General features: G+C 46.4%; 13 protein-coding genes, 2 tRNA genes and 3 pseudogenes. 2 read left to right on the top strand and 16 right to left on the bottom strand.

Annotation, left to right across the window (positions count from 1 at the left end; genetic code table 11):
• Positions 1-330 precede the first annotated feature (330 nt).
• Entirely contained in the window at positions 331-2,799 is a 2,469-nt protein-coding gene (locus L4D76_RS02645; protein WP_428439379.1) for an ATP-dependent Clp protease ATP-binding subunit, read from the top strand.
• 50 nt (positions 2,800-2,849) lie between these two features.
• Here the strand turns inward: L4D76_RS02645 and L4D76_RS02640 are convergent, their stop codons facing one another.
• The 6 genes and pseudogenes from L4D76_RS02640 to L4D76_RS02615 all read right to left on the bottom strand — a co-directional run bounded on the left by L4D76_RS02640 (position 2,850) and on the right by L4D76_RS02615 (position 8,386).
• Entirely contained in the window at positions 2,850-3,245 is a 396-nt protein-coding gene (locus L4D76_RS02640; RefSeq protein ID WP_428439378.1) for a phosphate ABC transporter substrate-binding protein, read from the bottom strand.
• Positions 3,246-3,255: 10 nt separating this feature from the next.
• On the bottom strand, positions 3,256-4,425 hold the full coding sequence (locus L4D76_RS02635) for a hypothetical protein (RefSeq protein ID WP_428439377.1): 1,170 nt from the start codon (positions 4,423-4,425) through the stop codon (positions 3,256-3,258).
• 24 nt (positions 4,426-4,449) lie between these two features.
• Positions 4,450-5,439 (bottom strand): annotated as a pseudogene (locus L4D76_RS02630) (methyl-accepting chemotaxis protein); the annotation flags it as partial.
• A 1,326-nt stretch (positions 5,440-6,765) separates the two neighbouring features.
• Positions 6,766-7,662: a 1,4-dihydroxy-2-naphthoyl-CoA synthase gene (locus L4D76_RS02625; RefSeq protein WP_428439376.1), complete on the bottom strand. Its 897-nt coding sequence runs from the start codon at positions 7,660-7,662 to the stop codon at positions 6,766-6,768.
• 521 nt (positions 7,663-8,183) lie between these two features.
• Positions 8,184-8,274, bottom strand: a tRNA-Ser gene (locus L4D76_RS02620).
• A 24-nt stretch (positions 8,275-8,298) separates the two neighbouring features.
• Positions 8,299-8,386, bottom strand: a tRNA-Ser gene (locus L4D76_RS02615).
• A gap of 242 nt (positions 8,387-8,628) precedes the next feature.
• Here L4D76_RS02615 and mscM point away from each other — a divergent pair.
• Positions 8,629-11,943, top strand: coding sequence for a miniconductance mechanosensitive channel MscM (mscM, locus tag L4D76_RS02610; RefSeq protein ID WP_428439375.1), 3,315 nt, complete (start codon positions 8,629-8,631; stop codon positions 11,941-11,943).
• Between the two features lie 33 nt (positions 11,944-11,976).
• Here mscM and L4D76_RS02605 read toward each other — a convergent pair whose 3' ends face one another.
• The 10 genes and pseudogenes from L4D76_RS02605 to L4D76_RS28920 all read right to left on the bottom strand — a co-directional run.
• Entirely contained in the window at positions 11,977-12,426 is a 450-nt protein-coding gene (locus L4D76_RS02605) for an L-alanine exporter AlaE (protein ID WP_428439374.1), read from the bottom strand.
• 863 nt (positions 12,427-13,289) lie between these two features.
• Entirely contained in the window at positions 13,290-14,366 is a 1,077-nt protein-coding gene (locus L4D76_RS02600) for a protein-glutamate methylesterase/protein-glutamine glutaminase (RefSeq protein WP_428439373.1), read from the bottom strand.
• 70 nt (positions 14,367-14,436) lie between these two features.
• Positions 14,437-15,288: a CheR family methyltransferase gene (locus L4D76_RS02595; protein ID WP_428439372.1), complete on the bottom strand. Its 852-nt coding sequence runs from the start codon at positions 15,286-15,288 to the stop codon at positions 14,437-14,439.
• 128 nt (positions 15,289-15,416) lie between these two features.
• The gene (locus L4D76_RS28930) at positions 15,417-16,304 is read right to left on the bottom strand and encodes a methyl-accepting chemotaxis protein (protein ID WP_489686025.1); all 888 of its coding nucleotides are present in this window, start codon (positions 16,302-16,304) and stop codon (positions 15,417-15,419) included.
• Positions 16,296-18,188: pseudogene (locus L4D76_RS28925) on the bottom strand (HAMP domain-containing protein); the annotation flags it as partial. The gene L4D76_RS28930 and the pseudogene L4D76_RS28925, both read right to left, overlap by 9 nt.
• A gap of 128 nt (positions 18,189-18,316) precedes the next feature.
• Positions 18,317-18,868, bottom strand: coding sequence for a chemotaxis protein CheW (locus tag L4D76_RS02585; protein WP_428439371.1), 552 nt, complete (start codon positions 18,866-18,868; stop codon positions 18,317-18,319).
• A 78-nt stretch (positions 18,869-18,946) separates the two neighbouring features.
• On the bottom strand, positions 18,947-21,157 hold the full coding sequence (locus tag L4D76_RS02580) for a chemotaxis protein CheA (protein ID WP_428439370.1): 2,211 nt from the start codon (positions 21,155-21,157) through the stop codon (positions 18,947-18,949).
• Positions 21,158-21,221: 64 nt separating this feature from the next.
• Positions 21,222-21,533: an STAS domain-containing protein gene (locus L4D76_RS02575; protein ID WP_428439369.1), complete on the bottom strand. Its 312-nt coding sequence runs from the start codon at positions 21,531-21,533 to the stop codon at positions 21,222-21,224.
• A 14-nt stretch (positions 21,534-21,547) separates the two neighbouring features.
• Positions 21,548-21,916: a response regulator gene (locus tag L4D76_RS02570; protein WP_428439368.1), complete on the bottom strand. Its 369-nt coding sequence runs from the start codon at positions 21,914-21,916 to the stop codon at positions 21,548-21,550.
• Between the two features lie 369 nt (positions 21,917-22,285).
• Positions 22,286-22,558: pseudogene (locus L4D76_RS28920) on the bottom strand (methyl-accepting chemotaxis protein); the annotation flags it as partial.
• Between the last annotated feature and the right edge of the window lie 998 nt (positions 22,559-23,556).

Raw genomic sequence — 23,556 nt, 5'->3', positions numbered from 1 at the left:
GTGTGGAATGCTGGGGGAAGTTGTGTGCCTGAATTACAGCAACTACTCGATGAATACGAAATACCAATTCCATGAATTTGAGATGGCACTAATCCCCCCCATAGCTCCTCTATGGATTACAGAAGTAACAAGTCAACTTCAGCTAAAGCCGTGTGATCCGGTTTTAATACCAATCGGGACAATGATCCCGATTGGTATGAACTACCAGATAGAAATAACAAAAAATACCTACAGGCGGAAAGTTAGGACTATATTATTAAAACAAGGGCTTGCTGGAGATAGCGGGCCTGTATAAAGCGGCCTTCTTTTGGAGCAGACAAGGAGCTAGGCATGTTTCAGCAATACGTTCATCAAAGCACTCAGAAAGTCCATGAAATACTGCAAATAGCAGTAAACGAGCTGATTAGCCTGCATTCATATACGCTGACGTCCGACTTTATTCTATTGGGCTTGTTACTACAGGATAAATCTGAGGCGCTCGATATTCTGACCTCCTTGCTGCCTGATCATGTCACCAAACGCAAAGCCATGATGGATCTCATCTATCAGCAGCATCCCCCGCAACAAAACGTCAATATTGAAAAAATCACGACAGCCACGGATGCCGATAAGGCCCTTGAAATTGCCAGTCAGGAAGCCAACCGCATCGGTGATACCTATATCGGGACTGACATTTTACTGGTCGCGTTATTTGACGATATGTCCGGCCCTGCAGCCAAGATCCTGAAAACAACAGGCTTAACCCAAAGCCAGGTTCGGGCGGAGTTAATGAAAAAACGTGAAGGGAATATTATCACCACCGCTGATGCTGAAAGCCGGGTAAACGTACTGAAGGAATTTACGGTAGATCTGACCGAGCAAGCGTTGAAGGGAGAACTTGATCCGGTGATCGGGCGCGAAGAAGAAATGGATCGGGTGATCCAGACCCTCTCCCGACGCAAGAAAAATAACCCGGTGCTGATCGGTGAGGCGGGTGTCGGTAAAACCGTGATCGTAGAAGGAATAGCCCAACGCATGGCCGAAGCCGATGTGCCGGAAACGTTAATCAATAAGCGCATATTATCGCTGGATATGGCACAAATTGTTGCGGGTTCGAATATGCGCGGCGAATTTGAACAGCGATTAATCGGTGTGCGTGATGCGATCATAGAGGCCGAAGGACGTATTATCCTTTTTATCGATGAATTACACACCGTGGTGGGGGCCGGAGCGACACCCGGTGGACTGGACGCCCCCTCGCTGCTTAAAACCGCATTGGCAAAAGGCAGCCTGCAAGCCATCGGTGCCGATACCACTGATGAATATCGCAAGTACGTCGAGTCAGATAAAGCACTGGAGCGCCGCTTTCAGCCTGTTTTGGTCAAAGAGCCCACAGTCGAGGAAACCGTACAAATCCTTGAAGGCATTAGCCACAAGTACGAAAAGCACCATCAAATCAGCTACGATAGCGAAGCGCTGCAAGCGGCAGCCCGTTTATCCGAGCGCTATATTGCCGATCGCAACCTGCCGGACAAAGCTGTCGACCTGCTGGATGAAGCAGGCGCCCACAAGCGCCTGCAGTTTATCGCCATGCCGACCAAATTGCGAAAACTGGAAAAGAAGCGTCAACGGTTACTGAGTAAAAAACAGGCGGCTTTTGATCGACAAGATTATGAAACCGCCGCCTCTCATCAAATGGAACTGAGTAAGATACTGGAAGAGCTCGATACTGAGCGGCAGACGTGGCAGAAGACCATCGCCAACACAGCAAAGGTCGTCACCGCCGAAGATATTGCCGAAGTTGTAGCGAAGTGGACAAGCATCCCCATAGCAAGAATGGTTGAATCGGAAGCCGATAAACTTGGCCATATGGAAACCAATTTGCATAAACGCATTGCCGGTCAGGATCATGCCATTAAATCCGTATCTCATGCGATCCGCCGAAACCGCGCCGGTATTTCGCAATCAAAACGTCCAATAGGCTCCTTTCTGTTTCTGGGTCCGACCGGTTCAGGCAAAACGGCCTTGGCAAAAGCCCTTACCGAATTTTTGCTCGATGATGAGTCGCGTATTATCCAGCTAGACATGTCGGAATATATGGAGCGCCATGAAGTTTCAAAAATGATCGGCGCACCTCCGGGTTATATTGGTTATGGCGAGGGCGGACAGCTTACAGAAAAAGTACGGCGCAACCCCTACTCGGTCATTCTGCTGGATGAAATTGAGAAGGCCCACCCGGATGTCTTTAATATGCTGCTGCAGATCCTCGAAGATGGTCACCTGACCGATGCCCAGGGAAGAAAAGTCTCCTTTCGCAATACGGTGATCATCGGCACCTCAAACCTCGGGGTCGAAACCCTGGGGCCCGATCGCAAGCAAATCGGTTTCATGTACTCGGTCACCCCCAGCTATGAAGATGCCAAACGCAGTGTCCTGCAGGAAGTAAAACGCTTCTTCAAGCCGGAATTTTTAAATCGCCTTGACGACATTATCGTCTTTCATTTTCTTGAACGAAACCATGTTCTGCTAATTGCCCATATGATGATTGCCGAGCTGCAATCGCGCCTGCTGGAAAATGAGATCACCCTGAATGTCGATGAAGCTGTGATCGACAAATTGGCAACCGACGGATTTGACATCAATTTTGGTGCCAGACCCTTACGCCGTGAGATAGAAAAACAGCTGGAAAACCCGCTGGCTTCTTATCTGATCAATCAGGGAGGAAAAAAGCGATGCATCGTCGATGTGACCTTGGAAGACAAAGATATCTGTTTCCAGGTTGATGGCGAAACGGTTATTAAAGGTCTGAATGTTCAATAGATAACAAAAAGCCATCACAGCATCTTTGCAGTGATGGCTTTAAAAAGAGATTAAGGACGAAGAATGACTTTTACGCTGCTATCAACTTCGCTTTCATCAATATAACCAATCGCATTGCTTTGATTGGCAACGGCGTTTTTCACCAGCGCAGAAGATGTCAGTGCTTTTGGCGGTTTACCTTTACCGGTAAAGACCTTTTTGGCCCAGTACGCCTGTAACTGAGCTTCAGTTTTACTTGTCACCTTACTGTGAAACTCGGCTTTTAAAGGGTTGCCGTCTTCCAGCTCAAGTGCCTCAATGTTTAGTGATTTGGCTTTACCAAGATAAACTTTCTTAATCGTGCCAGCATCAATATCATTGGCTCCCGGATTTGCTACCACAACGACCGCGGCATTGGCAAATGCCGAAGCACAAAACATCAGGGCTAAAAGTGATTTTTTAAACATGCGGATCCCCTTAGAACATCACATCTAGTTTGACGGTATAAACAATGGTGTCATCGATGGTGCTATCTTTCACAGCCCCACTCAGACCGCCCCGGGTATCACCAAAATCTGTGCTGTAGGTAACATCGGTTTTGATCGCCACGTTGGACTGCACATCCCAGCGCAGACCTGCACTGTAGCTGGTGCGTTCAATATCTAACAGCCCTTTTTGGAAGGCCATACGATCTTCGTTATCCTGAGTTTCTGAACGGGCGACAGAAACATAAGGGGTCAGTGAATTCACGTTATAGCCCAAGGTCAGGTAAGCGGCATCCACGTCGGAATAAAAGCCTTCGACTTCGGTTCTGGTCAGCTCAGTTAAAGCAAAGAAATTCCCCTGATCGTAACGAGCCCCCAGGCCAATAAAGGTTGCCTTATCTGAATCAAACGTTGTCATAGGCAGAACGTTCCAGTCTTTATTCGAAGTGACATCTGCCTGAGTATAGCTGGCGCGTAAAGTGACAGTTTCATCCGTCCAGCTAACCACACCACCGATAATGTCACGGAACTTAGTCTCAACACCAAAGCTACTCTGACTTGTTGGCAGAGTATGGTTACCACCATAGGCCTGTAGCGATACCGTACTTTCGTCCAGTTCGATGTCATACAGGACATCAATACCAGTGAATGAAGAAACAACCACAGTGCCATACACTTCTTCCGGAACACGCGCCCAAGGGTGCGCGTAACCTACCTCAAGGTAATCGGATAACATAAACAGAGGTAAGCGCAATTTACCTGCACGAGCCGTTAAGCCATTATCAAAGCGGTGGCTGATAAATGCCCACTCCACCTCGGGATCCCAGTCGTCTTCACCGCGAGCGACCAGCTGTACCGTGACATCGGTCCCCTCTGCGACACTGAATGAGCCCTGCAAACCCACCAGCGAGCCGTTGTCAAATTCAGCCTGATTCGTTGCGCCGGCAAAGCCTGCATCATTGTCAGACACTTGCATAGCCACAGAGGCAAACCCATTAAAAGTAAAGCGGTCGGACAAGGTTGATGCCTGTTGTTCTGACAACAGCGCAACCTGACTCTCCAGTTGCTCAATGCGTTGTTCAGCTGACTGCTCTGTCTGTGCCTGAGTTGAAAACGCACACAGGGCAGCTAGTGGCAATAGGCGAAATGCCTTGATTGTCATTATTATTCTCCAATTATTGGGGTATTAAACTTTAAATTGCGAGGTGGAGTGACTTAACTGGCCTACAACTTTACTCAGTTGTTCACTCGCACTGTCGAGGCGGCTGGTTGCAGAGTTAACCTGCGCTGCACTCGCTCCAAACTCACTTAATAAACGTTGGATAAGGATGGAAGTTTGGTGTTGCTCTTCTGTGGCTGACACAATTTGCTCATTAACCACTGTAATGTCAGCTACCTGACGGGTAATAGAACGCAGGCTTTCACCTGCCAGTACTGAGCGTGATACACCTTCGTCAGCACTCTTTTGCCCCATCTGCATCGCCGACACCGCCACCTTCGATGCATTTTGGAGTTCTTCCAACACCTGCTGGATTTCTTCGGTTGATTGCTGGGTACGTGCCGCCAGGGTGCGGACTTCATCGGCGACAACCGCAAAACCTCGCCCTTGTTCACCCGCTCTCGCCGCCTCAATTGCCGCATTTAACGCTAATAAGTTGGTCTGATCAGCAATACCTCGAATCGTATCTAAAATAGCACCGACATTGCTCGTGTCGACAGCCAGCTTATTGATAACATCGGCGGTTGCTTTGACTTCATTTGATAACTCATTAATGACTTCTACAGTCTGCTGAACAACAGCAAAGCCGTCATCGGCATTTCGACTGGCATCATTGGCTTGCTCAGAAGCTTGGCTTGCAAACTTAGCAACATGACTGACGGTTTGGAGCATTTCACCGACCGACAAAGTCACCTGCTCAATATTATTCGACTGCTCACCTATCTGACGGCTGGTATCCTGGCTGCTCTCGGTCAACTGACCCGTGATAGATTTAAGTTGGTTGATACTACAAATTGTGTCAGAGATGGTCGTCTGCAGTTTGCCAATAAAGAGGTTGAAGTTTTCAACCAGCTCAGCCATTTCATCCTTACCGTCATAATCAATGCGTACTGTAAGATCGCCTTCACCCTGTGCGATCTCCTTGAGACGGACAGTTACGATTGAAATAGAGTGGCCAATTGAGTGACGGATAGCTTGACCGAAGACCAGTAGCAGTAAAACACTAATGCCACCGGTTAGTATTGAACGAGTGCCTGCTTGTTCAGCATTTTCTCTGGCGTTACCCATCATTAAAACAACTTGGCCACGGACATAGCTTTGCAAGGTGTTTATTTCATCTTCGAGGGCTTGCCTTCTTTTGCTATTAGCATCAGCAAGTGCAGACAGCTCAGCCATTGGCCGATCAAAGTTGATCAACGCAAGGGCTAACTGATTGCCGTTTGAAAAGTAATCGGCAAGCAAATCCCCAATGGTATCTAAGCTCTCTTGTTGCGAAGGCAAAAAAGTACGCGCTTGTGCCAGCTGACTTTTCATGTCTTCTGACAGTAATAAGGCACCCTCTAACGACTCTTCATCTCCCGTTATCACCGCCGTTTCAAATTGCTGCTCCAACTGAGGCAGTAACCCATTAAGCTGTACCACTTTTTCCATGGCCGGATAATAACGCGCTTCCAACATTGTCAGCTGGTGGTTATTCAATTGGTGAACCTGCACATTCATCCAGATAATAATACCAACACCGAAAGAACCCAGTCCCATCAATAGCCATAATTGATGCCGAATTGTGAGCAAGCGAGAAAGATTCATATATTTCCTGATGAAAATATCAATAATAGATAATTGTCGCGGATTATATGGGCGAGGAATATATTGCACAACTTATATTTTCACAAAATGCAGTAAGCTATTCATATTTCAACATATTAGCTTAATTATTGAACATCTGATGGCAGCCGTATTTTTTATAGGGAAAATTAATTGTTATGATTGAAAACCTAATGCTACATGTCACAATTGGTTATTACTCACCCACATAAAAAACACACTTCAAATTAAAAAACACTCAAGATTAGTACGGAAAATAAACAGAAATTCAGACTTATAAAAACCGTCAAGAATATAACGCCACTTGTCAAAAATATATTGCCAGATAAATCACAAAGTAAATAACTAATTAAATCCACCAGGTTCAGGGTTCAGTTTAGCAATGCGGTTTTTCAATTTAGTTTAATAATTTTAAATTATATATTTACAACTTATCTTTGTAAATCATTGGGGGAGTAATTTCTGATTAAAAAGAGCTTGTTCATTCCAGTGTTGTTGAATGCGATGAAAGACAACTTTCATCGCGTAAGCATGTTAGATAGAACTGCATAAAAAAATCCAGTACCTAGGTTAGATACTGGATTTTGACATCCTCAAAGGATCGTTCAACCGATTATTTCTCGCTTAACAGATCGGCATTACTGCTCAACAGGACTTTTTTTAATCAGGGAAGAGAACTTAGTAATGCCAAGGGAAGCGGCTGAAGTCCTGATCACGTTTTTCCAAAAAGGCATCACGGCCTTCTTGTGCTTCATCGGTGCCGTAAGCCAGGCGAGTAGCTTCACCGGCAAACAGCTGCTGTCCAACAAGGCCATCATCCGGTAGGTTGAAGCCATATTTCAGCATACGCATCGCTGTTGGTGACTTGCTGTTGATCTCTTTCGCCCAAACAAGTGCTTCATTTTCAAGCTCAAAGTGATCAACAACCTTATTGACCATACCCATATCATAGGCTTCTTGTGCGCTGTAGTTAAAACCACAGAAGAAGATTTCACGGGCACGCTTCTGGCCAATCATCTTGGCAAGGTAAGCCGAGCCATAGCCTGAATCAAATGATGCGACATCAGGATCTGTCTGCTTGAATACAGCGTGTTCTTTTGATGCAAGAGTCAAGTCACACACAACGTGTAAGCTATGCCCGCCACCTACTGCCCACCCTGGTACGACAGCAATGACGACTTTTGGCATAAAGCGAATCATACGCTGAACTTCAAGGATATGTAGGCGACCCATGCGGGCAACATCCGCTTTGCCAGCTTCTTCACCTTCGTATTTATATCCGTCTTTACCTCGGATACGTTGGTCTCCACCGGAAGAGAACGACCATTGGCCTTTCTTCGACGGACCATTACCGGTTAGCAGTACACAGCCAACATCAGACCATTGGCGAGCATGGTCAAGGGCAGTGAAAAGCTCATCTACGGTTTTCGGGCGAAATGCATTCAAGCAATCAGGGCGGCTGATTGCAATACGAACCGTACCGTGCGCTTTGGCGCGATGATAGGTGATATCTTCAAAATCAAAGCCAGGGACTTCATCCCATAGTTCGGGATTAAAAATTTCTTTGCTGGTCATGATGACGATTGCCTCATTGGTTAGATGGTGTAAGGCTATGGCATTAGCGCAAAATGTCAATGAATTATGAAGAACAGAGATAAGACAAACACTTACCCTGGTTGATACGGCTAATACCAGTCAGTTAAGCTGACCGGCATTAACTGACAGCGTAGCGTTTTCTTTAAATGTGGCGGAGTGCTCTGAGTATGGTGGATTTACTTCGCCCTTCGGGTCGTTGCTATAAAACGCCTTCGGCCAGCAACGTTGTCTCGCTTTGCTCGGCTGAACCCTTGGTTCTCCCAGCGACAGATGTAAAAAAGCCAGCAATTAAGCTGGCTTCTTTAAATGTGGCGGAGCTGATCTTCATAAAAACAGGGGGATTTACTGCTCGCAAGCTCGCGCCCTTCGGGCTAACGGCAGAGCCGTTGTGAACTCGCTACGCTCGGTTGAACCCTGCCTAGGATTCTGCATCCCTGTCTTTTATTTCACGAATTTCAGACGAAAAAAAACCGCTGCTAGTGCAGCGGTTTTCTTGAATGTGGCGGAGAGATAGGGATTTGAACCCTAGATACGCTATAAACGTATGCCGGTTTTCAAGACCGGTGCTTTCAACCACTCAGCCATCTCTCCAAATTTTTTCACCTTAAAAGATGATGGCGGTGAGGGAGGGATTCGAACCCTCGATACGTTGCCGTATACACACTTTCCAGGCGTGCTCCTTCAGCCACTCGGACACCTCACCACATTGTTGTTGAACGCTGTGCGTCTCAACGGCGGCTAATGTAATGGCTTAATGCTTTACGGTCAAGGGCTTTTCTGCAATAGATGCTCAATTGCCGACTATTAGATCAAATCGCTTTATTCTTGGACCAATCACTTGTTTTTATTCACTGCTACACTTTTATGTTGAGGTTACTCAAAAATATTAACCAGGCATTTTCTCGGTTTCAGCTTTTACCTCATTCAGCTTCACATAGGATATCCATGACAAAAGGGATTTATCTACTCACTCTTTTACTGTTGCTCATGGCGGCTTTTGCTGGCTGGGCCGATGAGCAAGAGCAATCTCAGCAAGCATTAACCACTAAGATCGAAGCACTCAATCAGCTTCCGAAAACCCCGGAAACCATCAAGGAATTAGAGACTTATTTACAGGCTCAAAGCCAGCTTGAAAAAATCTCTGAATTCAATAATAAAACCCGTACCTACCAGCAGCTATTGGAAACATTTCCGCAGCAGGCCGAACAACTCAAACAACAAATCGCGGATTTTTCAACGACTGAATTTCCAGAATTTACTGGCTGGGGAAAAGAACAACTCTCTCTCGAAATTACCGAGCAGGATAAAAAGTTAGAGCAATTTGAAATAACACGTAAAAGTTATAAAAACATACGGCAAGAGATTGAACATGGTATTGACGAGTTTTCTTATCAATCCGATCAATTACGGAAACAGATAAAAAACACCGAAAAAGATCTCGCCCAGGCTGAACACACCAACAGTACTTCCACAGATAACAGCAAAAACCACGACGCCATTTTACTACTCAAAATTGCTCAGCAGTATTATATCAGCCAGGTGTACATGCTCGAAGCTGAGCAGCTTAGTGCGGGAAATCGCCGCACCCTGGCCAAGCTTAAGATCCGGCTCATCAATCTGGAGATTGAGGCCAGACAGGCGTATCGGAATAATTTACAAAATATGCTTAACCGGGTTCTTCGCACCTCTGCCGACGAAACTGTCGTACACAGTGATGAATTACAAGAGAATTTAGCGGATCTGCCTCAAGAGATAAAACAACTGATTACTATCAATAAACGGCTTTCCACGTCGTTAAGTAATATCACCGCGAAAAATGAGCAAGTTCAGCAACATAGACAAACGACAAACGAAAATATTAAAAAAGTGTCGAAAACGGCTGATGATCTGGAGGTCATGTCACAATGGCTCAAATTAAGCCCGGCTTTCAGTGAAAGCCTGCGTACGCGTTTAAATCGCTTGCCCGCCAATCCACCCATCGACGCGCTTGATAAAGACATCGCCCAAAATCAGATAAAAAAATACGAATACCAGCAACAACTGGATGCACTGTCAGAACGTTCGAAAAGACCATCAACGGAAGGTTTGACCACAAAACAACAAGATCAGGAAAACGAACTTATCGATACTAACCTGGCGTTACTGAATAAGGTCATCAGCACATCAGATTCATTGATCTATCAACAGGCGACGTTAAAAGTCGCTTATGACAGACTTAATAATATGCTCATTGAGCTCAAAACCCACGCGACAAAACGCCTGTTTTGGGCCCCTGATGCCAATGCCTTTAGTTGGAGTCTGATCACCGATACCTGGGAAAAAATAAAATGGTTTTTCTCTCCGTTCCAGTGGGTAAATTTACTCAAAGCGCCGACAGTCATTGAAGGACTTAAACTATTTGTTGGCTGCCTGTTTATCGCCCTAATTTTTTTCAGCTGGAGCTGGAGCCTAAAGCACTGGAAGAGATATCTGGAAAGCACCAGCAAGAAAATAGGTAAAGTGACTCAGGATCAATTCAGATTTAGCTACATGAATGTATTTTTTTCCTTCTGCTTAGCCTGGCCCATTCCGAGTATTGTCGCGCTGGCTGGTGTTTTACTGAGTGCCGCCTGGCAGTACCCTTTTATTCACCATCTGGGGCAAGCGCTTTCACTTCCGATGGCTTTAGTCGTTTTCTGCTTTATGCGTGAACTGGTGAGAAAAAATGGTCTTTTTATCAGCCATTTCGACTGGGATGCCCCCGTTATCATAAGCACCTTCTCCCATTACCGCCGTCTGTTATGGGTCTACCTGCCCATGATGGTGCTGCAAAACTTTACCTATCTGTACAGTGATGTTGACGTCAGAGCAACGTTAGGCCGTCTGGCTTTCATTATTAGCAACTTCGCTGTCAGCTATTTTCTATGGCGCATGTGGAAAGAAAAACTACCAATGACTTATGGTGAACTACCCGAAGGAAAACTGCACATTAGTCATCATCTGTTTTGGTGGGTACTGCTCTTAATACCTCAAGGGCTAAATTACACAGCCCTCAATGGTTACTTAGGCTCATCGCAAGCCATCATGACTAAGCTCGAAGAATCTGCAGTACTGGGTATTGTTACCTTGCTGATCTACTATTTGATCAAACGCTTAATGGTCATCCAAAAACGGCGTTTAGCCTTTGAACGTGCTAAAGCGAAACGACAGGAGATAATGGCGCAACGCCAGGCAGAACTGCTGGAAGAAAAAGAAGACAGCTTTGCCAATAGCGAACTTCAGATCGACATAGAAGAACCTCAAGTTGATTTAGATAAAATCAGTGCCCAGTCTCTCCGATTGCTGCGTTCGCTACTCTTACTTATCTATTTTTCTCTGCTGGCCTGGATATGGTCTGATCTCTATCAGGCAATCACCTTGTTGGAAGACATCACTTTGTGGGATGTCACCAACGCCGAAAACGGCATTGATGAATTGAGCTCAATAACCTTAAAAAGCATCTTGCTGGCAATATTGGCTTTGGGTTTAACCGTCATTCTTACCCGCGATTTACCCGGCGCTATGGAGCTGCTGATCTTACAGCATCTGGATCTCAGTCCCGGAACGGGTTATGCCATCACCTCGCTGACCCGATACTTTGCTATCTTTTTCGGGATCATTATCGGTTCAGGATTGATCGGTTTTGACTGGTCAAAAATGCAGTGGCTGGTCGCAGCGCTGGGTGTCGGTCTGGGATTTGGTTTACAAGAGATCTTCGCTAATTTTATTTCAGGCTTAATTCTTTTATTTGAAAAGCCAATCCGCATCGGCGATACCATTACCATTCGCGAGCTCACAGGGGTAATAGCGAAAATAAAAACACGCGCCACTACGATTGTCGATTGGGACAGGAAAGAAGTCATCGTCCCAAATAAAGCATTTGTGACAGAACAATTTGTTAACTGGTCACTGTCAGATGCGATTACACGCGTGACCCTGTCAATTAACGTGAAGTATTTAGCAGATAGCGAGCTGGTCACCCAACTATTATATGATGCGGCAGAAGAATGCGAATTGGTATTAGATACCCCTGCACCGGAAGTGTTCTTTTTAGGTCTGACCGCTGACAGTCAGAATTTTGAAGTCAGAGCTTATGCTGCAGAAACCGGACACCGTTTGAGCTTAACCCACGATCTGCATTGCCGGATCAAAAATACATTCATCAAACATGATATTTCCATTGCTCACCCGCAACTGGAAATAACCATTAAAGATAAAAAACCACATCCATTATGTCGATAGTTTAATATTCATTTACCGATTATAAGCCGCTGACTAAGCTTCCTGATAGTAACCTGGCACTTTAAACATTCGACGGCAAATATCAAGAAATTGGCCGTAAACGATACCAAGCGCACCAGATACCAGGGCGTTACTAGTAACGGCTGTCACAATTTGGTCTGCATCCGCACCAACTACCCACAAAATACCTGCGTATACCGGTGACTGGAATAATACGTAGGCGACCATATCTGACAGACCTTTCATCCAACGGCTTGGTGACAGGCGGTAGCCGGTACGTAGTACATAATCACGGAAAACACCGTAAGGCCACGCAATGGCAATATTGACGGGAATAGACAAGGTTCGCGACGCTAAAGATTGTTCGAATGTCATACCAGATACGAAAACTTCAATCATCATGCCGGTAACAAAGCTAAAAAGAACCATGGCAAAAGTATCTGCCGCAGCATTGCGCATGTTGAACTGACCTTTAACAGACATATCGAACCACCAATAGACAGCAAATAAAGCTATCAATAAACAAAATAATAGAGAGTTGAACTGGCTATTTGAGTTCATCCAGTTGATTTACGTATTAAAACAGGTTTTAAGCAAAATATGATCTCGAATATTTTAAATGTTGGTAAATTAACAACTACTTTTTATCCCATTTTCAACATGATTCGCTACCAAGGCGCCACTCCCGTGCCACAACTGCCAATCATTCAGACAATCCCACCGTTTTATTACCTTAACTTCATTAGTTTTTCTATTTCTCTAGCGGTTAAGCCATGAAATTGACCAGCCTGGAGCAACACACACTCATTCAGCAGTTTTATCGATAATTACAGATGGGAAAATATGCAGTTTTCATGACGTCACTTTCACAACCTTAATCCAATGAACTACAAGGTGTTTTATACATGTTTATGCAGCAAACAAAAAACGCACCTATCAAGCAAGGAGAGTTTTACATTAAACCATGCATAACCCGGCTCATGTAATGGAGAATTATCTAATAAATAGTGTGATCTTTTAGAATTTTCATTCAAGACGTAGAAAGCAATCCTTTCCCCATTGCATGACAATCCATAACCAGGCTCCAGCCAGCACCTAACTGACGCTTCCCAAATAATACAGCTCATAAGTTGCCTGTTATTCAAACGGGTTTTAATGCAAAAATGGTTACAATTTTGTAAATTTATTACAAGGTGATTACTTTTATGCAAATAAACCAGTAGTGAAAGAAAAATGAGGAGAAACGAAGATAGGGATTAAAGCGATGATAAGGAATAAAAGAAACAATAAGCGCATTCTGAAATGCCCTTATTCGATGGCTTGGACACGATAACTCTTAGTTATAGTCAATGATTACAATCGAGAATGGCTTGCGGTATCTCTGAGAGTGACAAGCTGCGTTCAACCGCGCCGCACTTAACCGCTTCTTTGGGCATACCGTAGACCACACAACTGGCTTCATCTTGCGCCAGAGTAACAGCTCCTGCCCGTCGCATCTCCAGCATACCTTTGACCCCATCATCCCCCATACCGGTCATGATGATGCCCAGCGCATTCCCACTTGCCGATTGAGCCACCGAGCGAAATAACACATCCACAGAAGGACGGTGACGACTTACTAAAGGACCATCAATAACTTCAACATAATATTGGGCACCACTACGCTTTAACAGCATGTGCTTCCCCCCGGGCGCAATCAATGCCTGGCCAGGGAGCACGCGCATATTATGCTTAGCTTCTTTTACGCTGATTTCGCAAAGGCTGTCGAGCCGCTCGGCAAAGGCGGCGGTAAATTTCTCCGGCATATGCTGTACGATCACGATCCCCGGTGAAACCCGCGGCAGCGCCTTCAACACCAGCTCTAACGCCTGAGTTCCGCCCGTCGACGTACCTATCGCCACCAGCTGCTCTGTGGTTTTAAGCCGTGATGTCTTGCTCTCCGCCAACACGGCGTCGGCACTGAGTTTAGGCCTGACTTTCAGATTTGATGCCATCGAACGCTGAAGTGGCTTCAGGTTTGCGCGGCTGGCCGCTTTTACGGCATTGATTAATACTTTGGCAGAGTCATGCAGGAAACCTTTCAGGCCAACCTTGGGTTTGGTAATAATTTCAACCGCGCCAGCCGAAATTGCCTGCATCGTGGTATCGGCCCCTTTTTCGGTCAATGTGGAACAGATCACCACTGGCGTTGGCCGCTCTGCCATGATCTTTTTAAGAAAGGAAATCCCGTCCATTCGGGGCATTTCTATATCGAGTACGATCACATCAGGCCACTGCATCCGCATTCGTGTCATCGCAAACAGGGGATCGGCGACAGCGCCGCAGACTTCAATCTCACTGTCACTCTTCAATACAGAAGAAACCACCTGACGCACAACGGCTGAGTCATCAACCACCATTACCTTGATTTTTTTTCTTTCCATATGACCCACCAAAAAGAACTCTCCAGCAAACCAACTCAGCTTATTGCACAATCATTTAATATGATTGGTATCATAACTTTTGATAAATGCTGGGCTTGATATGACGCAGTTGATCACTGATCCCATTTATCGTCTCCGAATGGCCAACGAATAAATACCCTCCTGGCTTGAGTAAGGGCACTATTTTCAAAATAACGGCTTGCTTGGTTTCCGCTGAAAAATAGATCAGTACGTTGCGTAACAAGATAAAATCAAATGTTCCCAACGAAGGCAGCGAGCCATTGAGATTAATCTGCTTAAAGTGAACATGCCGGCGAAGTTGGCGATTGATTAACAAAGAGCCTTGCTGAGAACGGACACCTTTTAAGCAATATTGCTGCAAGTAACGAGTCGGGATTTCACTTTGTCGCGAACTCGGATATTGCGCGCTGCATGCATTGGCTAAAACTTGCGAATTAATATCAGAACCTAACACCATCCAATCCGCTTCATCGCCAAAGGTGCTCGCCAATAACATGGCCAGACTGTACGGCTCTTCTCCCGTTGAGCAGACGGCGCTCCAGCAACGCAACGGCTGTTGCGGTGATCTCTTAGCCAGTATCTCTCTTTGTATAAACCCAAAATGTTTCGGCTCTCGGAAAAAGTGAGTTTCATTGGTGGTCAGCAGATCAACCACTATCTGCAACTCCCCTGCCGGCGTATCGTCCATTAACAGCCGATAGTAATCAGCAAAGCTATTTAAAGAAAAGTGTCTGAGTCGACAGGCCAGCCTGCTGACCACCAATACTTTTTTGTTATTCCCCAAGGTGATACCAGCAAGATCATAAATTAACTGCTGAAACCGTGCAAAATCCCTGTTGGAGATGGCGTCCTGATTGAATAATTCATCTGGCTTATTCAGAGCCGCGCTTTCACACTTCATGGCGTTCTCCTTTCTGCCATAACCGGAAAAGACAACTCCTTCCCCCCGGATATAACCAAACCACCTTAAATAAATGCCTTGTGGCCGAGATCAGACCACAAGGCTCCCTTTTGCTTTAGAAACAAGCGCTAAAAGGCTTCAAAATCCTCCTCGATCAACTCTTGATGTTTGCTTTCCAGCTTTCTGGCTGGTTTTTTTATCATCGAGACTGATGAGGAGTTGGCATGATTTCCAACTATCTTCAGTGAATGAGACTCAGGCCCTTCGGCTTGCTGCTCATCTATTTTAAAGAAGCTCATCAACTGCTGTAATTGCTCAGCCTGGGCGCTCATTTCCTCGGCAGTCGATGCCAATTCTTCTGAAGAAGACGCGTTTTGCTGGGTCACTTGATCCATTTGCCCCATAGCAACACTGATCTGAGTAACACCACAGGCCTGCTCATCCGATGTTGCCGCGATCTCCTGCACCAGCTCTGCAGTCTTGGTGATGCTTGGCACTATCTCATCAAGCAAACGACCAGCCTGCTCGGCAACCTGAACACTCCCTCCGGCCTGATTGCTGATCTCCTGCGCTGCAACCTGACTGCGTTCGGCAAGTTTTCGCACTTCTGCCGCAACCACCGCAAAACCTTTGCCATGCTCACCGGCTCTCGCCGCTTCAATGGCTGCATTTAATGCCAGTAAGTTAGTTTGATAGGCGATGTCTTCAATGATGCTGATCTTCTGAGCAATCTCTTTCATTGCGGTAACCGTTTCGCTTACAGCGCTTCCGCCCTCTTTGGCCTGCGACGCTGCTTTAGTCGCACGATCATCGGTTATTTTGGCATTTTCGGCATTCTGCTGGACCGATGCGGCAATTTGCTCCTGCGACGCACTGGTTTCTTCCACACTGGCCGCTTGTTCGCTGGCTGCCTGGCTCAGTGACTGCGCTGTTGCACTAATTTCTTCAGAAGCACTGGCAAGACCGTTTGCATTGTTGTTTACATCACCCACGATCTGACGCAACTGGCTGCTCATATGCCCCATGCGGCGTAATAACTGGCCGGTTTCATCTTTGCTGCTCGTTTCGATCCGGCTGTTCAGATCGCCATTGGCCATCGCGTCTGCAACTTGTAATGCAGATGCCAGCGGACGCGTGATGCTCGAAGCGACCACCATAGCCACCAGAATAATCACCACAATCGTGACCGCAATAACCAGCCCGACCAGCATAAGCAGGCTATAAATAGGCTCATTCACCTCAGCTTCATCAATTTCGGCCAGCAGGGCCCAATAGGTATCACCGATATTTACCCGGGTATAAGCAGATAATACGCTATTACCGTTATAATCTTTTGCCAGCAGAATACCGGTCTCACCGCCTAAGGCCGCATTACTGGCCTGGGTATCGACACCATTGCGCTCAACAGTACCGGCAAAAGATGCCATGACCGAGCGCCCTTCCTGGTCAAGAAAAGAGTCGGAACGCATTCGCTTATCCATACCGACCAGATAAGTTTCACCGGTCTCTCCCATGCCGCTCCGTTGCTGCATGATGGCATTGATCGGTTCCAGCGGAAGCTGAACAGCCACAACCAGCTGAATCTCGCCATTCTCAATCACCGGTTGTGCGACAAACGCAGCCGGCTCGCCATTACTTGGGGCATAAGGGGTAAAATCAGCCAACCCGTATTGTCGGCTTTGCAGCACCTGGCGAACCAGTTGACCTAAGTTAGAATCTGCATACTTGCCATCAATCATATTGGACTGGTAGTCGGCTTCATGGGTTACGCTATAGAACACCTCCCCCTTAGGATGGATCAGGAACAGATCGTAATAACCATATTTCTGACTATAGTTAGCCAGAAAATCAGTCGTCTCACCTTCATGTTTGCTAATAAACGCTTCTTCCAGATCAATGGTTGAGATCAGCGCCCAGCTCAATCCATTAATCTCCAACGGAGAGGCTGATACCAGCTTTAACTTTCCGCTGCGATCTTTATAAATATTACCAACAGACTTGCCCGTCAGCGTCTCATCAGCAAAACGTTCGCTCACAGGCATACCAATCAGACGCTCTGCCCCGTCACTATTGACATAATTGCTCCGCAATGTGACTTTACCGTCTTGCTTGCCCGCCAAATACGTCTCTACCGTCTCTCCGAGGTTGTCATCTCGCTGTACAATGGCATCGATTTCCTCTGTTGGTATCTGCATAATGAGCACACCCTTCAGCTCACCATTATTGATGACTGGCGCACCAATAAATGCCGACTGCTGATTATCAGAAGGGGCATAAGGGGCGAAATCTTCAATCGCGACAGCAGATTGTGCTTGGCTAAAAAGGTGGCCAATTCCACTGTCTCGCAATGTGCCCGTTTTGATGTTCTGCCCCAAATCAGCTTCCTGAGCAACCGAGTAGACAATCTCACCATCAACATTAATCAGGAACAGATCATAGAAGCCATAATGCTCTTTATAGCGACTCAACCACGGCCCATACTGGTTATCCACAGCCAGCCAGGCCTCGCCGCCGACTTGCATGCCTTCATTTTGATACGCCGTATCAAACCCTGACAGCGCCTCTGATATCGCGCTATTTTCAGCAAGAATAATAATATCATCCTGCATTTCCTGAAAATAACCCTCAATCTGAATACGCTTACTCTCTTTGGCTGCGTACAGCGAGTCCAGTGTATTGACACGCAGATTCTCGACGGAATCAACCAAGACACTAAGATCGCTCTGGCGCTCTTCAAAGTAACTTTCTATCTGGGCCTTTTTGACTTCACGCATTGCGATCAACTGATCATTGGACTCAGTCGTCAACGCATTCGCTGCTGATTTAACTGCAATAGATACGACAATAGCTAGTGGAATAAGACTGACCAACAAAAACAGGCCGATCAACTTAGGTCTCATCCTGATGTCACTAAAACGAAGCATAACGCCTCCCTGGATTAATCCGGTTATTGTTTTTTAAAATGAATTACCTGCTCCACGACACTATTCAGCCCATGGATCATTCTGAAAACAGCAGTAAAAGCAAACTATGGTAGTGCGGATGTGGTCTCTTCTTGCAACGTCTCTAGCGACGATAATTCATCAACTGACAGCACATGGCTGACATTCAGTAAAACAATGAATTCATCGTTCACTTTCCCCATCCCCTGGATAAAGTCAGTGCGAAGCTTGGCACCAAAGCTGGGAGCCGGCTCAATATCTGTCAGCGAAATATCGATAACTTCACTCACAGCATCAACTAGCACACCAATTTCAAGGCTCTCGCCTTCACTCTCCACTTCGACAATCACAATACAGCTGCGCTTGGTAACAGGCGTAGTCGGCCAGCCGAAGCGCATCGACAAATCAATAATGGGCACCACATTGCCCCGAACATTAATAACCCCGCGGACAAACTCAGGAACCATCGGTACCTTTGTCAACTGTCCATACTCAATGATCTCTTTGATCGGGCGGATATTGATGGCGAACAGTTCCTTTCGCAGTAAAAATGTCAAAAACTGCTGCTGTTCCAATGCCACATCTTCCTCTCTATCCTCCCGAGTTCTGGACTTTTTCAGGTTTAAGTTTTGCGTCATAACACACCCCTTACCAAAATGCTTCACCTGGTTCTAGTTCCATCGGCAGTGCTTTCCCTTACTGCCGAGTGATATCGCTTACTGCACCGCCATCTCGTCGCCAACATGGCAAGACGACCGACGCGTTTCTGCCTCACGGATCAAGGCCGGCACATCCAGGATCATCGCCACCTCACCACTGCCGAGAATGGTTGATCCACTGATCCCGCTAAGTTGCGAGAATATCTTGCTCAACGGCTTGATCACGGTTTGCAACTCGCCCTGCAGCTGATCAACAACAAATCCCGCTTTTTGCACCCCACTCTGTACGACGACAATGTTCCTTTGCTTTACTTCGATATAGCTTTCTTTAAATTGTCTTTGCAGGTTAATAAAAGGCAGAATTCCCCCCCGTAAGTTGACATAGTCGCCATTTTGGCTGAGCTGTTCGCTGTATTCGATACACTCCACGACAGCATCCAGAGGAATAACATAAGTGGATGTACCCACACCGACCGCAAAACCATCAATGATTGAAAGCGTCAGTGGCAAACGCAAGCGTAGCAAGGAGCCTTCGCCTTTTTGGCTCTCTACTTCAATGCTGCCTTGCAATGCTTCTATATTCCGCTTGACCACATCCATGCCCACGCCTCTGCCCGAGAGATCGCTCACTGCCGTTTTTGTGGTTAAACCCGCTTCCAGGATCAGCCTTAATACCTCTTGATCACTTAGCTTTTGTTCGGCATTAATTAACCCGTTCTCAATGGCTTTGGCCCTGACCTTAACCGGATCAATTCCACCGCCATCATCACAGACTTCAATCACTATGCTGCCTGAGTCATAATAAGCCCGTAATGTGATCGTACCTGTCGCCGATTTACCTTTTGCAAGCCTCAATTCTTTAGCTTCAATGCCGTGGTCAATCGCATTCCTGACCAGGTGCATCAGAGGGTCTGCAATTTTTTCCACCACGCCCTTATCAAGTTCGGTATCACCGCCCTCAATTTTCAACCGGATTTCTTTGCCTAAATCACGACTGATCTCACGCACAACACGATGAAAACGTTTGAAGGTGTCATCTATCGGTATCATTCTTAAATGCAAAGACAACCCTCTGATCTCCTCCACCAACAAGGAGACGACAGCGCTCGATTCCACCAATTCAGGTTCACCATTCTGACGGGCCAGCAAGCTGGTATTCGCACCGGCAATGACCAGTTCGCCAACCAGATTAATCAATTGATCCAACTTGTGGGCATCAACCCGCAGACTTCGGCTTTCCTGACGTTTTGATTCCGTGACTTTGGCTGGTTTGCTGTCCGCCGTGGAAGTGAGGGGCTGCTTTTCCTGCTCATCATCAGATACAACATCGACGGTCGGCTCCGGTTTGGCTACCTCTATTTCCGGCAAAGAGACTTGCTCTAGTTCTTCCGGCCGGTTCATGATCATATTCAGTTCATCTAGCGTCAGCGCACCGCATCGCAGTAGTACCTGTCCTAAGCTGATAGCTTCATCTGCCAGATCACTAATTAACTGCACATATTGCTGAAGCTCACTATGGGGGGGAATGATGTGGATCTGACATTCGTCAGCAACAAATTCAAATACCGACATCAGGGTAGATTTATCAGTGTCGCTGTCGAGCTGAAGCTCCAGCCCGAGATAACAGGATTCGGGGTCCATTTCACTGCCACCGGGCAAGGTGTGAAACAGAGGAACGAGTTCGACAATCTTACCTAAAGAGGAGAGGTAACGAAGGAAAGAGAGTGGATCCATGCCATTACGTAACACATCCTTGCCAAACCGTAGTGAGAGGTGCCAGTACGCATTATTGACATACCTGCAGGCCAGATTCTGGACAATCTCTGGATCCTCAGCATCATGCTGCCGCACAGCATTTGGGGCATTTTCAATCAGGCTCGGCTGATTAGTCGTTAGCTCAGCTAATCGCTCCAGTAATCCTCGCCCGCGTTCATCCAGCTCTCGTGTGTCACTGCCGAGCTGCTCAATCAAGCTTTCAATATGATCCCGGCAACCTAACAAGGAAGCAATCAGTGCATCATCACACAGCCGTTCACCGGCTCTGACCTGCTCCAGCACGTTTTCCACGGTATGAGTAAAAGCAACGATCCCATCAAAGCCGAACAATCCGGCCGATCCCTTGATGGTGTGAGCAGCCCGAAATACCAGATTGATCAGCTCACCATTCTCGGGAGCTGCTTTTAACTGGTTTAATGCCGACTCCATCTCCTGCAGCAAATCCAGGCTCTCATCGACAAACATCTCTTTGGCTTGTTCCATCTCATCCATTTCCCTCTCCTTATACCAATCGGGATAATAGTCTGCCCATTCAGCGAGAATGAAAATCGACTAACTACACGGGTTGTAAATTGAACTGCCGCTCAAGTCGCAACAAAGTAATGGCCTCCAGGGCGGCAGAGCTGATACCAGCAATCGCTAACGCCTTACCCGCCTTCGCCGCCTCCTGGTGACACAGCCACAACAGCTGTATACCTGCCATATCCATTTCACTCACCTCAGTCAGATCAAACAATACCGATTGATTTTCGTGTAAGTAAGCCAGCAAGCGGGGTTTTAGCTCGGTGACACTATAAATAGACATTTCGCCTGTCAGGCTCAGCTTACATTCCGGCCCAGCCTGTTCCTGCTTTATGGTGATATCCATCTGTTGTCCTCACCTCAAGGTAAAATCAGTTTGGCGACCGCATTCAACAGCTGAGGCGGCTGAAACGGTTTAACAACCCATGCTTTGGCTCCCGCGGCCCTGCCCTCTTGCTTTTTATTATCCTGTGATTCGGTGGTCAGAATAATGATGGGAGTAAATTTATAACGGGGCATCTTTTTCACCTCTTTTACAAAGGTGATACCGTCCATTCTTGGCATGTTGACATCGGTAATGATCAAATTGAGCTTCTGGCCATTCAATTTCTCAATACCGTCTATGCCATCTTTCGCTTCAACGACTTCATATCCAGCCCCTCGAAGCGCAATGCCTACGACCTGACGGATCGGAGCCGAATCATCCAAAATCAAAATTGTTTTAGCCATAGCACTCTCCGAGGATTAAAAGAAAGTTATCTCGTCATCACGTGTGGAGGCGGTTGCCACCTCATTTGTTTCATGATTAAGATGTTGCTCCTGAGCCACATAATCTTGCTTCATCTCATTCAACCAGGTTGAAACATCAAGCCGATGCGCCTCATCACCGTTATGCTGCTCTGACTCATAATCGGTGATCTCAGCTTGCAACTTGTCAAGGTTCATCTCTACCTGGGTGATAATTTGACTGGCGCGATCTTGAAACTGCAAAGAAACGATGACGCCAGATATCTCCTGTTGGATATCCCTATTTTTATCTTGTAGCAATGAGGCCGAGCCACTCAGATCAGAGGCAAGCCGATTAAAATTAGCAAGAATTGATTCAATATTGGTTTCTGAAGCGGCTTCAGCCTGCGCATCCTGATGTGCGCTCTGCTCTGCAATGTTTACCGTATCTGCTATTGCCTGGTTAATCATCGACACCTTGTCACGAATATGTTTACCGGTTTCCCCTGACAGCTGTGACAAATTACGTACTTCACCGGCCACCACCGCAAAACCACGCCCTTGATCGCCCGCCCTGGCCGCTTCAATAGCTGCATTCAGTGCCAGTAAGTTGGTCTGATCAGCAATCTTGGCAACATCTACGGCCATCTTGTCTAATTCTTCGGTATAACTGGCCAAGTGACTAACCTGAGCCAACATCTTTTCTTTGGCCTGCATGGTCGATCGCAGCTGGGTAATGACCTGGTTAAGGTGGTTCTCACTGTCACTGAGTACTGCAATAACCCCATGCTGGCCGTTATCCTGCCCTCCCCCGGCAGCATGCTGAGACTCTGTCATTGTCTTATCCAGTTCGGAAATGATCTCGGAAAAGCGCTGCGACAAGGCCGTGATCTCAGTTTCAGTCTGCAGCCTTACCGTACACAGCTGCCTTTGCCATATCGGCAACACCTGCAGGCAAAGTTCGACCAAACGAGTCAGTTGTTCTTGCGAATATTGCTGTTTAACCAGTAATTCTTTCGCCTGTTGTTCCTGCGCCAGTGCAACAGCGGCATCATGCCCGGATTGTAAAAAACGGGCAGAAAGATAGCCTGCAACCAGCAGACCACCACTAACCATATAAGTAACTAAACTTGCATGCCCAAGAAATACCAGTCCAACAGCCGCAACGAGCGTTAGGGCTATAGGTATCCAGAAATAACGCCTTCTTTTCATAAAGCCCCACCTACCAGATTGATTAAACAATCAATAACCACCCCTAAAGTGGTATGAAATTATAGGCATAAGAAATGAAAATATTTTCAGGTCTTCCCAAGAAGAATTGCATATAACTCAGATATTTGACGAACTTCAAATATCCCTTACATTTCAAGTGATTTTGCTCGAATATCATCCATTATGATGTTAGGCGATATTGCATGCCTATCGCGAATGCCATGCAACACACTTTATACCCCACCCCTCCATATACCTTTAACAACTAAATTAACAGGCACTAATAAACCGCCACCTAATGAATCTTTTACTAATTTAGCATTTACTTAATTTATTTGATCTGGATAGCATTTATGCACCAAATCGCATGCTAAGGTTGAATCATATAGGAACTGTCAATGGCAAAATGTGGCGCATTTAATAGCATTTTA

This window comes from Photobacterium sagamiensis (assembly GCF_050337085.1).
GTDB classification, from domain to species: domain Bacteria; phylum Pseudomonadota; class Gammaproteobacteria; order Enterobacterales; family Vibrionaceae; genus Photobacterium; species Photobacterium sagamiensis.
Note: the sequence above shows the minus strand (reverse complement) of the source record. Positions and strands in the feature narration are given on the sequence as shown.

Bases quoted from the DNA above. Each gene is read 5' to 3' on its own strand.
- L4D76_RS02585 (WP_428439371.1), bottom strand. From the start codon at position 18,868: ATGACGCAAAACTTAAACCTGAAAAAGTCCAGAACTCGGGAGGATAGA.
- L4D76_RS02635 (WP_428439377.1), bottom strand. From the start codon at position 4,425: ATGACAATCAAGGCATTTCGCCTATTGCCACTAGCTGCCCTGTGTGCG.
- L4D76_RS02645 (WP_428439379.1), top strand. From the start codon at position 331: ATGTTTCAGCAATACGTTCATCAAAGCACTCAGAAAGTCCATGAAATA.
- L4D76_RS02580 (WP_428439370.1), bottom strand. From the start codon at position 21,157: ATGGATGAGATGGAACAAGCCAAAGAGATGTTTGTCGATGAGAGCCTG.
- L4D76_RS02625 (WP_428439376.1), bottom strand. From the start codon at position 7,662: ATGACCAGCAAAGAAATTTTTAATCCCGAACTATGGGATGAAGTCCCT.
- L4D76_RS02600 (WP_428439373.1), bottom strand. From the start codon at position 14,366: ATGGAAAGAAAAAAAATCAAGGTAATGGTGGTTGATGACTCAGCCGTT.
- mscM (WP_428439375.1), top strand. From the start codon at position 8,629: ATGACAAAAGGGATTTATCTACTCACTCTTTTACTGTTGCTCATGGCG.
- L4D76_RS02640 (WP_428439378.1), bottom strand. From the start codon at position 3,245: ATGTTTAAAAAATCACTTTTAGCCCTGATGTTTTGTGCTTCGGCATTT.
- L4D76_RS28930 (WP_489686025.1), bottom strand. From the start codon at position 16,304: ATGAGCAGCCAGTTGCGTCAGATCGTGGGTGATGTAAACAACAATGCA.
- L4D76_RS02575 (WP_428439369.1), bottom strand. From the start codon at position 21,533: ATGGATATCACCATAAAGCAGGAACAGGCTGGGCCGGAATGTAAGCTG.
- L4D76_RS02605 (WP_428439374.1), bottom strand. From the start codon at position 12,426: ATGTCTGTTAAAGGTCAGTTCAACATGCGCAATGCTGCGGCAGATACT.
- L4D76_RS02595 (WP_428439372.1), bottom strand. From the start codon at position 15,288: ATGAAGTGTGAAAGCGCGGCTCTGAATAAGCCAGATGAATTATTCAAT.
- L4D76_RS02570 (WP_428439368.1), bottom strand. From the start codon at position 21,916: ATGGCTAAAACAATTTTGATTTTGGATGATTCGGCTCCGATCCGTCAG.